This is a genomic window from Tenacibaculum sp. nBUS_03 (assembly GCF_051201695.1).
Taxonomy (GTDB): Bacteria; Bacteroidota; Bacteroidia; order Flavobacteriales; family Flavobacteriaceae; genus Polaribacter.
The window spans coordinates 393,285-407,733 of sequence record NZ_CP179214.1; the positions used below are offsets into that span (position 1 = coordinate 393,285).

The window sequence follows — 14,449 nt, forward strand, 5'->3', positions numbered from 1 at the left end:
ACTTACCAATAAAAAATGCAGACCTAAAACCTATGAGTACAAAAAAAATTCATGCTCAACCTCCTGAAAAATTAACTGGAATTAAGCTAACCGATATACCTTCATCTGCAGTAGGTGCAAAAGCAATTGCATCTGCTTTATCGCATGTTACGGAAGAAATTGGGTTGGTAAAAGGAATTGGGTTATTATCTAAAATTAATCAAAAAGAGGGGTTTGATTGCCCAGGATGTGCCTGGCCTGATCCTGATGAAAAACGAGCATTTTTAGCTGAATATTGTGAAAATGGTGCTAAAGCAATTGCTGAAGAAGCCACTAAAAACAGAGTTTCTCCAATGTTTTTTTCTACTCACTCTGTTCAAGAACTTTCTAAATTATCAGATTATGAAATCGGAAAAAGTGGTAGAATAACCCATCCAATGATTTTAAAAGAAGGAGCTCAATATTATGAAGAAATATCTTGGGATGCTGCTTTTAGTTTAGTTGGGAAAGAATTGAATAATCTAAAATCTCCTGATGAAGCTATTTTTTACACCTCAGGTAGAACCAGTAATGAAGCTGCTTTTCTTTATCAACTTTTTGTACGTCAATTCGGAACAAATAATTTACCCGATTGCTCAAATATGTGTCATGAAAGTAGCGGTGCCGCACTTTCTGAAACTCTTGGTATTGGTAAAGGTTCAGTTACTTTAAATGATTTTAACCATGCTGACTTAGTCATTGTAATGGGGCAAAATCCTGGAACAAATCATCCAAGAATGTTAACTGCCCTTAGTCAAACTAAAAAAAATGGGGGTAAAATAATTACAGTAAACCCATTACCTGAAGTAGGCTTACTAAACTATAAAGATCCTCAAAACCCTTTAAAATGGATTGGAAAAGGTCAAGACTTAACTGATTTATTTCTTCAGGTTAAAATAAATGGTGATGTTGCTTTATTGAAAATAATTTTAAAAATAATGAAAGAGAAAGAATTAGAACAACCTAATTCTGTATTCAATCATAAATTTATAAAGGAAAAAACGTCAGGTATTGATGAGTTTTTAGAAGATTTAGATGCCTATTCAATAGATAGTTTACTACCACAAACTGGTCTTACTTTAAAACAAATTAAAGACGCTAGTGAATTAATCATCAATAATGAGAAAATAATTATCTGTTGGGCTATGGGGCTAACTCAACATAAAAACTCTGTTGATAATATTCGTGAAGTTGTAAATCTTTTATTATTAAAAGGGAGCATTGGAAAAAAAGGTGCTGGTACTTGTCCTGTTAGAGGGCATTCAAATGTACAAGGAGATAGAACCATGGGAATATGGGAAAAACCTAAAGAAGATTTTCTAAAAAAATTAGAAAAAGAGTTTTCTTTTAACGCACCTCGAAAACATGGCTATGATGTAGTAGCCGCTATTGAGGCAATGCATAAAAAAGAAGCTAAAGTTTTCATAGGAATGGGAGGTAATTTTATTTCTGCTACTCCGGATACTGAATTTACTGCTAAAGCACTACAAAATTGTGATTTAACTGTTCATGTTTCTACTAAACTTAATAGAAGCCATTTAATTCATGGAAAACAAGCTCTAATACTTCCTTGTTTAGGTCGTTCTGAAAAAGACAAACAGCATTCAGGAGATCAATTCGTAACAGTAGAAAACTCAATGGGTGTTGTACATCAATCACAAGGGCACCTAAACCCTTTATCAAATCACCTTCTCAGTGAGCCTGCCATTGTTGCGGGATTAGCAAAAGCTACTTTAAAAAACTCGAAAGTAAAATGGAATGAATTAATAACTAATTATGACTATATAAGAGATAAGATAGAAGCAACTATTAATGGATTTGATAACTACAACGAGCGGGTTCGCATAAAAGGTGGATTTTATCTACCTAACAATGCACGTGAAAATGATTTTAAACCAACCAAAACTAAAAAAGCTAATTTCACAACAAATAAACCATCAGAGATTAAGCTAGAAGATAACCAATTTATTATGATGACTATTCGTACTCATGATCAATATAATACTACAATATATGGTTTAGATGATAGGTATAGGGGGGTATTAAATGAACGTAGAATTATTTTCATGAATCCAAATGACATGAAAAAGATGGGCCTACAAAAACTAGATAAAGTTGACTTAACTAGTCATTTTCAAGGAGTACAAAGACATGCAAAGTGTTTTATAGTAATTCCATATAGTATTCCAAGCCAATGTACTGCTACTTATTTTCCTGAAGCTAATGTTTTAGTTCCTATAAACAGTAAAGCTGATATCAGTCATACACCAACATCAAAAACAATAATTATAACATTGCAAAAAGTAAATAAATAACTTCACTTAATAAAAAAAACACTATAGAACCTATAGTGTTTTTTTTATGATTTATAATTGCTTAATCTCTTCTTCGCTTTCTACCGAAACCAGAATTTGATTTTCTAGGAGAAGAATCTGCACTTGCACTTCTCCTTCTTCCAAAACTTTTATTAGATGAGCCTCCTGAATCGTTATTACCTCTTCGTTTACCTCTAAATCCTCCTCCATTATTACTTCCTCGGCTACGACCTCTACCTCTTCCACCGGCACCTCTATCACTTTTTGTAATTTCAATGTTTACAGTACGTCCTTCAAAATCAGGTCTGTTTTTCTCAAAGGAAACAAGAGTTTCACTCTCAAAGTTTTTGTCTATTTCAAAGAAGGAAAAAGTATCTAAAATATCAATGGCTCCAATTTCAACTTTATCAGAAATATTTTGATCATTAATAAGCCCTATTAGTTTTGCAGGGTTTAAACGATCTTTCCTTCCTAAATTTATAAAAAAACGAGTCATGTTTTCATTAACAGATCTTCCTCTAGAGTTATCTCTTGAAGATAAATCATTCAAATCTGGTGCCTTCTCATAATAAGAAAGAAAGCTATTAAATTCAATAGAAACAAATTTTTGGATTAATTCTTCCCTTGATAGATTTTCTAATTTTTCATAAATACTTGGTAAAAAACTTGCTATCTCATTTTCTTTAACTTCAGTATTTTCTACTTTGTCAATTAAATGAAATAATTGCTTTTCACATATCTCTTTTCCTGTAGGTACAGTTGTATGAACAAATTTTTTCTTTAAAATTCTTTCTATCGGGTTCAAACGCCCACGTTCTTTCTTTGTTACTAACGCAATAGAAATACCTTTATTTCCTGCCCTACCTGTTCTACCGCTTCTGTGGTTGTAATTTTCTATTTGGTCAGGTAATTTATGATTAATAACATGTGTAAGGCTATCTACATCCAAACCACGTGCAGCAACATCAGTAGCCACTAGCATTTGAATATTTTTCTTACGAAACTTTTCCATAACGCTATCACGTTGTGCTTGTGATAAATCACCATGTAAAGCATCTGCACTATAACCATCTCTGATTAAAAAATCAGCTACTTCTTGTGTTTCTCTTCGTGTTCTACAAAATACAATTGCGTAAATATTAGGGTTTAAATCCGCTACCCTTTTTAGTGCAGGATAACGTGTTCTTTCCGTTACTAAATAATATTCATGGCTTACATTTTCTGACCCCTGATTTTTTTGTCCTGAAGTAATCTCAGCAGGAGAAGTCATGTAATTTCTCGCAATAGCTTCAACTTCTCTTGGAAAAGTAGCAGAAAATAATAATGTTTGCTTAGTTTCAGGTGTAGCTTCTAAAACTTTATCTAGCTCATCTTTGAATCCCATGTTAAGCATCTCATCAGCCTCATCTAAAACTAACCACTTAACATTTCCTAACTTTAATGCTCTTCTTTTTATTAAATCTACCGTTCTTCCTGGAGTTCCAATAACTATTTGTGCTCCTCTTTTAAGTTGTTTTATTTGCTGATCTATATTAGCACCACCATATACTGTTACAACCTTTAAATCAGGAATGTATTTTGAAAAGCTTTCAATATTTTTACCTATTTGAACAGCTAGTTCTCTTGTAGGTGATAATATAATAGCCTGAGTATTTTTATCTTTTTCGTTTATTAACTCTATTATAGGCAAGCTAAATGCCGCTGTTTTACCTGTTCCTGTTTGTGCAAAAGCTTTTAAATCTTGGTTAGATCCTATAATTTGTGGGATTGCTTTTTGTTGAATTACGGTTGGAGTTTCATACCCTAAATCAATTAGCGCTTTACTGATAGGCTCTTTCAAGCCTAATTCTAAAAATGTTGACATACTGTGAATTTAAACGAATCCACAGATGCCCACCTATGAATTCTTTTTATATTTGATTATCTCTATAGTGAGATTTTGGACGGCGCAAAAGTACGCTATTTTATTTACATAAAATAAAGAGTGTTATTTTTTTTGTAATTCTTTTAATTGTTGATCTATATCAGAAGCCGAAGTACTCGTGTAATTATTCTTTACAATTCCGTTTTCATCTACTATCACTAAACGAGAAAACTCACTAGTTAAAAAATCATAGGCCTTACTACTTTCAGGTATTTTGTATTGATATCTAATAGGAACATTTTTAGTAAAACCACCTTTAACTATTGAATTAACTAAAATAAAGTTAATTTCAGGATACTTCTTAACAAAATAATTAATCCTTGAAGATATTCTTTCTCGCGAATTAACTTGTTGACTCTTGAAATAAATAACTGTTTTTTTATTTTTAATTATATTGGAAACATCTACCCAGTTACCCGTTGGCGCCTCTAATTTAAAGTCTGGTATTCTTTTATTAATTTTTATTTTTTTGATATCATTAATAAGTCGTTGAATTTTTTTCTTATTATTTATATCTCTACTCAATTCAAAATATTTATGAAAAACCTCCTTAAAGGAGTTTTCCTTAACCCTCTTATTAAAATGATATATTACTGTATTATATAAAAACCTATCTTTCGTTCGTTCTTCTGTTAACTCTTCATTAATGTTGTTTAAAATATCTTTTACAAAATTTTGAGATTTCTCATCTGAACCTTTCAAATAAGCTTCACTGTATATTTTATTAATTACGTAGCTATAATAGGGACCATAAAACATTAAAGAATCTCTACCTAATTCTATTTTATCTCTGTAATTAAAATAATTAGTGCCTAACGATTGCTCACATAGTTTATTGTCTATTGAATACTTTTCTAGATACGAATAAACAGGATATGTCAATGATATATTTAATATATCTAAAAATCCTATAGGTTCATCACTGTTATCTTTTTTATATTCTTTAAAAATATTAATTTTCAATAATAGCAGTGAATCAATTTTTGAAATAAATTCTTTTTCTTCAAGTTTCTTGTTATTAAATAATTTTCTTTTGTCTTCTTCGTGCTTTAAAAATGTTTCTATCAAAAGATTATTTCTTTCTGCATTTTTACCACTAAATACTAAAGATTCATCAAAATCCCAAGTATTTAATCTAAACAATAAACTATCTAAAGGCTTCAAATATACATATTGATACTCGGGCCATGATCAAAAATATATAATCCTTCTTGAAAATTCTCATATTTAGACATAAAAGTATTGTCCTTAGAAAGCTTAATGGTATCTCTAAAGTTTTTGTTATCTGATAGAATAACATAACAACTTTTTGGGTTTATAATTTTGCCTCCAAAATAAGTATGCTTAGTCTTATTAGGTGTATTACAACCAATAACAGCTATTAAAATTAAGAAGGGAATGAAATATTTTGTCATACTATTTATGTGTGTATACATTAAAGCAACATTCAAAAATAATTATCAATTTAGAATAACATTGTTAATTCGTTGTTAAAAGAATTTTAAAACCTCATTTTTATAATCATAAAATTTCCTAAGCAAATTCTTTTAAACTCTTTATATTTTATACTTTTGCACCGAAATTTAAAAATTTATAAATGTTATCAGTTTCTAATTTATCAGTTCAGTTTGGTAAACGAATTTTATTTGATGAAGTAAATACAAAATTTACTCAAGGTAATTGTTATGGTATTATTGGAGCAAATGGTGCAGGTAAATCTACTTTTTTGAAGATTTTATCTGGTGATTTAGAACCTACCTCAGGCCAAGTTCATCTGGAAGCAGGAAAAAGAATGTCTGTTCTTTCTCAAAATCATTATGCTTTTGATGAAATTCCAGTTTTAGAAACTGTTATCATGGGTAATAAAGATTTATTTGCCATTAAAAAAGAAATTGATGCATTATATGCTGATTATACTGACGAAAATGCTGAAAAGATCGGAGAACTTCAAGTAAAGTTTGAAGAAATGAATGGTTGGAATGCAGATTCTGATGCAGCTTCGATGCTTTCTAACTTAGGCATTAAAGAAGAGTACCATTATACTTTAATGAAAGATTTAGATGGTAAACAAAAAGTACGTGTTTTATTAGCTCAGGCTTTATTTGGTAACCCTGATGTATTGATAATGGATGAGCCAACAAATGATTTAGATTTTGAAACAATTTCTTGGTTAGAAAATTTCTTAGCTAATTATGATAACACAGTAATTGTTGTATCGCATGACCGTCACTTTTTAGATGCTGTATGTACCCATATTTCAGATATCGACTTTTCAAAAATTAATCATTTTTCTGGTAACTATACTTTTTGGTATGAATCTAGTCAATTAGCAGCTAAGCAACGAGCTCAACAAAATAAAAAGGCTGAAGACAAAAAGAAAGAATTAGAGGAGTTCATTCGTCGTTTTTCTGCAAACGTAGCTAAATCAAAACAAGCTACTTCTCGTAAAAAAATGATTGAAAAATTGAATGTTGAAGATATTAAGCCGTCAAGCCGACGTTATCCTGCAATTATTTTTGAAAGAGATAGAGAAGCTGGTGATCAAATTTTAAATATTGAAGGGCTTTCTAAAACTGACGCAGAAGGAGAATTATTATTTTCTAATATAGATATTAACTTAAATAGAGGCGATAAAGTAGCTATAATATCTAAAAACTCTAAAGCAACTACAGCTTTTTATCAAGCAATCACTGATAACGAAAAAGCTGACAATGGTAAATTTAACTGGGGTGTTACAACAACTCAATCTTACTTACCTTCTGACAACTCTGCGTTTTTTCAAAATGGTGAATTAAACTTAGTTGATTGGTTACGTCAATATGCAAAAACAGAAGAAGAAAGAGAGGAAGTGTTCTTAAGAGGTTTCTTAGGAAAAATGATTTTTTCTGGAGAGGAAGCCTTAAAGAAAAGCAATGTCTTATCAGGAGGGGAAAAAGTTCGTTGTATGTTATCTAGAATGATGATGACTAGAGCAAACATATTACTAGTTGATGAACCAACCAACCATCTTGATTTAGAGTCTATACAATCATTAAATAACTCGTTAATTAATTTTAAAGGTACTATTTTATTTACTACACATGATCATGAGTTTGCGCAAACAGTTGCTAACAGAATTATCGAAATAACACCCAAGGGAGTTATTGATAAGTATGCAACTTTTGATGAGTACCTTAGTGACCCGAAAGTTAAAGAATTAAGAAATAAGATGTATTCTTAATCCTTTTAAAATACTTACAAACACTCCTCACTACAATCAATTGTGAGGAGTTTTTTTATATCTATACTCGAAGGAAATATCATTTTTAATTCTTAGCATATATTTTTTTCTTATTTTCTAACTGTTACTGATATTTTTATATCTAATTTTTCTACTATCTTTCCCTAAAATTAATACAGAATAATGAATTGGCAACAAGCTTTATCAGATTATGTAAGTTACCTCAAAATTGAACGTGGATTAGCTAAAAACTCCATTGAAAGTTATCAAAGAGATATCAAAAAACTGGTTTTATTTGTTGATTCATTTAATGAATACCAAACTCCTATTACCATTACTTCAAATATAATTAAAGAATTTATTTATGATGTTAGTAAAACTATTAATACTAGAAGCCAAGCTAGATTAATTTCAAGCCTAAGAGGCTTCTTCGACTATTTAGTTTTTGAAAACTACAGGAAAGACAATCCCACAGACTTAATAGAAAGCCCAAACATAGGAAGAAAACTTCCTGACACTATTTCTAAAGAAGAAGTAGATTCATTAATTAATGCTATCGACTTAACTCACCCACAAGGAGAAAGAAACAAAACTATAATTGAAACCATTTATAGTTGTGGCCTTCGAGTTAGTGAACTTATTAATTTACAATTATCCGATTTATTTTTTGATGAAAATTATATTAGAATTTTAGGAAAAGGGAATAAATATCGTTTTGTACCTATCCATAATTCAACCATAAAAAGAATGGAATTTTACATCAATGAAATACGTTCTAGCATACTTCCTAAAAAAGATGATGAGGATATTATTTTTTTAAATAGACGGGGTAAAAGACTGACACGTCAAATGATATTTATTATTTTAAAAAAATTAGCAACTAAAATAAATCTTCAAAAAACAATAGGCCCTCATACTTTACGACACTCATTTGCTACTTATTTATTACAAAATGGAGCTGATTTAAGGGTTATACAACAGTTATTAGGTCATGAAAGTATCACTACAACAGAAATTTACGTACATTTGGATAAAGAGTATCTAAAAGAAGTTGTAACTCTTCATCATCCAAGAAGTAATTTAAACATAAAAGAGTAAAGAAAAATATAGGCACAAAAAAAGGCAAGCTACCTACATCACACTGCTCAACCTAATACCCTTGCTGCGTTCCCGCCCTGGGGGATTCAAAGGGAGCTAGTTGTGTAGGACTTGCCGAGGCAAATTTACATTCTTTTTTCTATAAAAAATAATAAAATTTGCATAAAATTTATGTAACATTTCTAAGTTTTTGAATACTAATGAATTGTTACTTCATTTTTTTACTTTTAAAATTAGTAATTGTATTAAAGTGAATAAGAATATAATATATTTGTATAACTAACTAAATTCACACAATGGAAAATCAAGCAAACAGTAAAAGTATTATTTTAAACTATGGTCTTTATTATGGTATAGGATTAGTCTTATTAAGCGTAATCATGTATGCAATGGGAATGCATCTAGAAGGTGGTGCGATAAGCCCTATTGTAATGGGACTAGTAATTATTGCCACTATCGTTTTAGGTATAAAAAAATTCAAATTAAATAACAATGGATTCCTGTCATTTGGACAAGCTATAAAAATAGGAGTTGGTATAGCCGTTGTTGGTACGTTACTTTCAATAGTGTATCAACAAATTTTCATAAACTTTATTGAACCTGATTTCATGGAGCAAGTTTCTTTAAAACTTCAACAAACATGGGCAGATGCGGGTTTTTCCGAAGAACAAATAGAAGCACAACTTGAAATGCAGAAAAAAATGTCTGGACCTGTTATTTCTTCAGCTTTAGGTCTTCTTTTTTATGCTTTTATTGGTTTCGTTATTTCAGCAATCGCTGGAGCAATTATGAAAAAAACAGAAGAAAACGAGTATTAAAATTGTTTATCAATTTTTTATTGATATAAATCTTAATCACAAAAAAACACGAAACACTCGTAAAGTATTTAAATTGTTTAAGTTTAACTGAGTATTATCAAAATCATATTTTTTTGTAATACTAAATTATTAATCTTTTAAGTTAATTTTAAATTCAAACATCTTCGTTTTTAAAAAAAAAAGATTATTTTTGAAGTAAATTAAAAAAAATATTATGTTAGAAAATTTTAAAAAATTCGAAATTAACAAGAAAGAACAAAAAGAAATTAGCGGAGCAGCAATTGTACCAAATGCAAAAGCTTGTGTAACATCAACTAAATTGTATGCTACTGGAAGTTTGTGGGCTACTGTAGGTATGTGGGTGCACTGCTAGTTTAATAAAAATTATTTTGCATAAGGTGCCTAATTAATTAGGCACCTTTCTTTTGTTTTTGAAATAGTATCATAATAAAACCATAAGGAAAAAGTTCTTCTAATTTTTAGTAATTCAGAAAGACTCTTTGTCTTTAATCTTATAATAATTATGAATATATCGGTAGTAATACCACTTCTTAACGAGGAAGAATCTTTACAAGAATTACATGATTGGATTGCAAACACCATGCAATCAAATCAATTTTTGTACGAAATTATTTTTATTGATGATGGAAGTACTGATACATCCTGGAAAGTAATTGAAGAATTATCATTAAAAAATAAATCTGTGAAAGGAGTTCGTTTTCAACGAAACTACGGTAAATCACAAGCTTTAGACGCTGGTTTTAATTTAGCGCAAGGCGAAGTTGTGATTACAATGGATGCAGACTTACAAGATAGCCCCGATGAAATACCTGAATTATATAACTTAATTATAACTGAGAAATACGATTTAATTTCTGGGTGGAAAAAGAAACGTTACGATAATGTAATGACTAAAAATATTCCCTCTAAACTTTTTAACTGGGCTGCTCGTAAAACTTCAGGCTTGAAACTTCATGATTTTAATTGTGGTTTAAAAGCTTACAAAAATGAAGTTATCAAAACAATTGAAATTAGTGGTGAAATGCATCGATACATTCCTGTTTTAGCAAAAAATGAAGGATTTACTAATATTGGTGAAAAAGTAGTTCAGCACCAGGCAAGAAAATATGGAGTAACAAAATTTGGTATCGATCGTTTTGTAAACGGTTTTTTAGATTTGATTACTATCTCTTTTCTTTCTAAATTCGGAAAAAGACCAATGCACTTCTTTGGTCTATGGGGTACCTTAATGTTTTTATTTGGTTTTATTTCTGCCTTTGTCATAGGAGCAATGAAAATATATAGACTTTCAAGTGGTACAAAAACAATTTTAGTAACTAGCAACCCTTGGTTTTATATTGCATTAACTTCAATGATTCTAGGTACATTATTGTTTTTAGCTGGTTTTCTTGGCGAACTAATTATAAAAAGTGGAGAACAGCAAAAACATTATAAGATAAAAGAACAGCTAAATCTTTAAAATTGTAACTTTGTAAACTTTTTAAACTTATCTATGGAAGATATTATGAAAAAAGCCAATTCATGGCTTTCTGAGATTTTTGATACTGAAACAAGACAAGAAATTCAAGAGTTAATAACTACTAATTCTGAAGATTTATCAGATCGTTTTTATAAAAACTTAGAGTTTGGAACTGGTGGGATGCGTGGAATTGTAGGGGCTGGTACAAACAGAATTAATAAATATACACTGGGTAAAGCTACACAAGGATTAAGTAATTATTTACGTAAAGTTTCTCCAAATAAACAATTAAAAGTAGCTATTGGCTATGACTGCAGGCATGATAGTAAATGGTTAGCTAAAGTTGTTGCTGATGTTTTATCTGCCAATAATATACACGTTTTTATTTTTGAAGACTTACGCCCTACCCCAGAATTATCTTTTGCTGTAAATCACTTAGGATGTGATGTAGGAATTGTACTTACTGCTTCTCATAATCCACCTGAATACAACGGATATAAAGTATATTGGACAGATGGTGGTCAAATAGTTCCTCCTCAAGATCAGGGAATTATTGATAACGTTAATTCATTAAATTATTCTGACATCAATTTTGATGCGAAAGAAAATTTAATAACTACAATTGGAAAAGAAGTTGATGAGGCTTTTTGGGATGCTTCATTAAAAAATGGTACTTTTAATGTAAAAGGAAGAGAAGATTTAAAAATAGTTTTTACCTCTTTACATGGTACTTCTATTAAGTTAATTCCTGAAGTTTTAAAAAGAGCAGGATATTCTCAAATACATATTGTTGAAGAACAAGCTGAACCTGATGGTAGCTTTCCTACTGTTAAATCTCCTAACCCTGAAGAACCAGAAGCATTAAAACTAGCTGTAGATTTGGCGAACAATTTAGATGCTGACATTGTTTTAGGAACTGATCCAGATTCTGATAGAATAGGTATTGCCGTTCGTGATTTAGAGGGGAATATGAAATTACTAAATGGTAATCAAACCATGAGTGTAATGACTGATTTTTTAATCAATGATTGGAAGAAACAAGGTAAACTAAATGGTAAACAATTTGTGGGGTCAACTATTGTATCAACAAATTTAGTTAATGAAATTGCTGATAGCTACAGTGTTGAAACCAAAGTTGGTTTAACTGGTTTTAAATGGATAGCTAAAATGATTAAAGACTACCCTAATCAAGAATTTATTGGTGGTGGTGAAGAAAGTTTTGGTTACATGGTTGGTGATTTTGTTCGAGATAAGGATGCTGTTACCTCTGCCCTACTTGCATGTGAAATTGCTAGTAAAGCAAAAAATAATAGTAGCTCGTTTTATAAAGAGTTACTTAAGTTATACACTAAGCACCACTTTTATAAAGAGCATTTAATTTCATTAGTAAAAAAAGGAATGGATGGTGCACAAGAAATCAAACAAATGATGATTGATTTACGTAATAATCCATTAACTGAAATAGATGGGGTTCAAGTAAAATATTTATTTGATTATAAAACCTCAATAAAGAAAAATATAATTACTGGTGAAGAAACTAAAATTGACATACCTAAGTCTAATGTTTTAATTTATGAAACTATAGATGGTTCAAAAATAGCAGCTAGACCAAGTGGAACAGAACCAAAAATTAAATTTTACATTAGTGTAAAAACAGCATTAGACACAATTGATAATGCAATTACTGTTGAAAAAGAACTTGATAATAAAATTCAAAGAATAATCAAACAATTAAATTTTTAATGGAATATTTTAAAAAAATTTTTAAATACGTATTACCTTATAAAAAATTTGGGTATTTGAATATTCTATTTAGTATGTTATATGCTTTTTTTTCTACATTATCTTTCTTAGCATTAATGCCAATGCTTGAAATTATTTTTAAAGAAAAAACAACTATAATAAGCACTTCTCCTAAATGGAATGGAATTGAAAATATCATTGATTATTTTAAAGACTATATTTCTTATAATATAAATCAAATTGCTAGTGATGATAAATCTACTGCATTAATGCTTGTAGTTACTTTAGTTATAGGTACATTTCTTCTAAAAAATATATTTAATTATTTAGCTATGTTTTTTATAACTTTTTTAAGAAATGGTGTTTTAAAAGATATAAGAAATGATTTGTATAAAAAAACATTAGAACTTCCAATATTTTATTTTTCTGAAAAAAGAAAAGGAGATACTATGGCGCGAATTAGTACTGATGTTTTAGAAATTCAGCACTCGTTTTTATCAATTTTAGTTATGATTGTTCGTGAGCCATTGACTATTCTTTTTACAATAGCAGCAATGATTGCTATTAGTTTTAAACTTACTATTTTTGTTTTTATTTTTTTACCTATTGCTGGTTTTATTATTTCAAAAATAGGAAAGACTTTAAAAAAGAAATCTGATGATGTACAAAAAGAACAAGGTTATTTTCTATCCTTAGTTGAAGAAACATTGAGTGGTTTAAAAGTGATTAAAGCTTTTAATGCTGAAAAACAGCATATAGATAAGTTTGAAAAATCAACTCATAGATTTTACAATTATTCTAATACTCTTTTAAATAGAACTAATTTAGCAAGTCCTGCTAGTGAATTTTTAGGAATTGCTGTTATTGCTGTTTTACTTTGGTACGGTGGACGCTTAGTTTTAATAGATCAAACTTTAACAGGTGATAAATTTTTAGCCTATATAGCTCTTTCTTACAATGTATTAACCCCTGCTAAATTAATATCGAAAGCTAGTTATGTTGTAAAAAAAGGAAATGCAGCTGCTGAACGTGTTTTAGAAGTTTTAGAAACAGAAAATCCTTTAAAAGAGAAAGATAATGCTATAGAAAAAACTTCTTTTAATAGCGAGATTACTATTGATAACATTTCTTTTAAATACCAAGATGATTATGTTTTAAAAGATTTTTCTTTAACAATACCTAAAGGAAAAATGGTTGCTCTAGTTGGTCAATCTGGTAGTGGAAAATCAACAATAGCTAATTTATTAACTCGTTTCTATGATATTAATAAAGGGAGTATTAAAATTGATGGAAACAATATTAAAGATTTAAAAAAATCATCATTACGAAGCTTAGAAGGTATAGTTACTCAAGACTCTATTTTATTTAATGATAGCGTAAAAAATAATATTCGTCTAGGATTAGAAGATAAAACTGACGAAGAAATTATAGCAGCAGCTAAGATTGCAAATGCTCATGAATTTATATCAGAATTACCTAATGGGTATGATACTAATATTGGTGATGGTGGAGGTAAATTATCAGGAGGTCAAAAACAACGTTTAAGTATTGCTAGAGCTGTCTTAAAAAACCCTCCAATTATGATTTTAGATGAAGCTACTTCTGCTTTAGATACTGAATCTGAAAAATTAGTGCAAGAAGCTTTAGAAAAAATGATGAAAAATAGAACATCTATAGTCATTGCACATAGATTGTCAACAATTCAAAAAGCGGATTTAATTGTTGTTATGCAGAATGGAAGAATTGTAGAACAAGGTACTCATCAGATATTAATAGAGAAAAAAGGTATTTATAAAAAACTTGTTGAAATGCAATCTTTAGCTTAAAATAAAA

At 29.5% G+C, this 14,449-nt stretch carries 11 protein-coding genes and 1 other RNA gene; 8 read left to right on the forward strand and 4 right to left on the reverse strand.

What is annotated here, in order from left to right; genetic code table 11:
• Positions 1-32 precede the first annotated feature (32 nt).
• The gene (locus ACMFBB_RS01765) at positions 33-2,333 is read left to right on the forward strand and encodes an FdhF/YdeP family oxidoreductase (protein WP_435262757.1); all 2,301 of its coding nucleotides are present in this window, start codon (positions 33-35) and stop codon (positions 2,331-2,333) included.
• Between the two features lie 61 nt (positions 2,334-2,394).
• Here ACMFBB_RS01765 and ACMFBB_RS01770 read toward each other — a convergent pair whose 3' ends face one another.
• From ACMFBB_RS01770 to ACMFBB_RS01780, 3 genes are all read right to left on the reverse strand, one after another.
• Positions 2,395-4,197, reverse strand: a complete 1,803-nt coding sequence (locus ACMFBB_RS01770) for a DEAD/DEAH box helicase (protein WP_435262758.1) — start codon at positions 4,195-4,197, stop codon at positions 2,395-2,397.
• Between the two features lie 123 nt (positions 4,198-4,320).
• Entirely contained in the window at positions 4,321-5,421 is a 1,101-nt protein-coding gene (locus ACMFBB_RS01775; protein WP_435262759.1) for a hypothetical protein, read from the reverse strand.
• Positions 5,418-5,672: a hypothetical protein gene (locus ACMFBB_RS01780; protein ID WP_435262760.1), complete on the reverse strand. Its 255-nt coding sequence runs from the start codon at positions 5,670-5,672 to the stop codon at positions 5,418-5,420. The genes ACMFBB_RS01775 and ACMFBB_RS01780 overlap by 4 nt, the downstream gene beginning before the upstream one ends.
• A 182-nt stretch (positions 5,673-5,854) precedes the next feature.
• Between ACMFBB_RS01780 and ACMFBB_RS01785 the strand changes: the two genes are divergently transcribed.
• Together ACMFBB_RS01785 and ACMFBB_RS01790 are read left to right on the forward strand one after the other, a co-directional pair.
• The gene (locus tag ACMFBB_RS01785) at positions 5,855-7,477 is read left to right on the forward strand and encodes an ABC-F family ATP-binding cassette domain-containing protein (protein ID WP_435262761.1); all 1,623 of its coding nucleotides are present in this window, start codon (positions 5,855-5,857) and stop codon (positions 7,475-7,477) included.
• 183 nt (positions 7,478-7,660) lie between these two features.
• Positions 7,661-8,575, forward strand: coding sequence for a tyrosine recombinase (locus ACMFBB_RS01790; RefSeq protein WP_435262762.1), 915 nt, complete (start codon positions 7,661-7,663; stop codon positions 8,573-8,575).
• A 19-nt stretch (positions 8,576-8,594) separates the two neighbouring features.
• Here the strand turns inward: ACMFBB_RS01790 and ffs are convergent.
• An RNA gene (gene ffs, locus ACMFBB_RS01795) (signal recognition particle sRNA small type) lies at positions 8,595-8,692 on the reverse strand.
• Between the two features lie 179 nt (positions 8,693-8,871).
• On the opposite strand from ffs, the gene ACMFBB_RS01800 reads away from it, so the two are divergent.
• The 5 genes from ACMFBB_RS01800 (at position 8,872) to ACMFBB_RS01820 (ending at position 14,442) form a co-directional block, all read left to right on the forward strand.
• Entirely contained in the window at positions 8,872-9,393 is a 522-nt protein-coding gene (locus ACMFBB_RS01800; RefSeq protein ID WP_435262763.1) for a DUF4199 domain-containing protein, read from the forward strand.
• 214 nt (positions 9,394-9,607) lie between these two features.
• Entirely contained in the window at positions 9,608-9,766 is a 159-nt protein-coding gene (locus ACMFBB_RS01805; RefSeq protein ID WP_435262764.1) for a hypothetical protein, read from the forward strand.
• 150 nt (positions 9,767-9,916) lie between these two features.
• Entirely contained in the window at positions 9,917-10,873 is a 957-nt protein-coding gene (locus ACMFBB_RS01810) for a glycosyltransferase family 2 protein (protein ID WP_435262765.1), read from the forward strand.
• 33 nt (positions 10,874-10,906) lie between these two features.
• A complete protein-coding gene (locus tag ACMFBB_RS01815) occupies positions 10,907-12,616 on the forward strand; it encodes a phospho-sugar mutase (protein WP_435262766.1) in 1,710 nt (569 codons plus the stop codon).
• Entirely contained in the window at positions 12,616-14,442 is a 1,827-nt protein-coding gene (locus tag ACMFBB_RS01820; protein WP_435262767.1) for an ABC transporter ATP-binding protein, read from the forward strand. The genes ACMFBB_RS01815 and ACMFBB_RS01820 overlap by 1 nt, the downstream gene beginning before the upstream one ends.
• Positions 14,443-14,449 lie beyond the last annotated feature (7 nt).

Coding starts and splice junctions, on each gene's coding strand:
- ACMFBB_RS01765 (WP_435262757.1), top strand. CDS start 33: ATGAGTACAAAAAAAATTCATGCTCAACCTCCTGAAAAATTAACTGGA.
- ACMFBB_RS01770 (WP_435262758.1), bottom strand. CDS start 4,197: ATGTCAACATTTTTAGAATTAGGCTTGAAAGAGCCTATCAGTAAAGCG.
- ACMFBB_RS01780 (WP_435262760.1), bottom strand. CDS start 5,672: ATGACAAAATATTTCATTCCCTTCTTAATTTTAATAGCTGTTATTGGT.
- ACMFBB_RS01785 (WP_435262761.1), top strand. CDS start 5,855: ATGTTATCAGTTTCTAATTTATCAGTTCAGTTTGGTAAACGAATTTTA.
- ACMFBB_RS01790 (WP_435262762.1), top strand. CDS start 7,661: ATGAATTGGCAACAAGCTTTATCAGATTATGTAAGTTACCTCAAAATT.
- ACMFBB_RS01800 (WP_435262763.1), top strand. CDS start 8,872: ATGGAAAATCAAGCAAACAGTAAAAGTATTATTTTAAACTATGGTCTT.
- ACMFBB_RS01805 (WP_435262764.1), top strand. CDS start 9,608: ATGTTAGAAAATTTTAAAAAATTCGAAATTAACAAGAAAGAACAAAAA.
- ACMFBB_RS01810 (WP_435262765.1), top strand. CDS start 9,917: ATGAATATATCGGTAGTAATACCACTTCTTAACGAGGAAGAATCTTTA.
- ACMFBB_RS01815 (WP_435262766.1), top strand. CDS start 10,907: ATGGAAGATATTATGAAAAAAGCCAATTCATGGCTTTCTGAGATTTTT.
- ACMFBB_RS01820 (WP_435262767.1), top strand. CDS start 12,616: ATGGAATATTTTAAAAAAATTTTTAAATACGTATTACCTTATAAAAAA.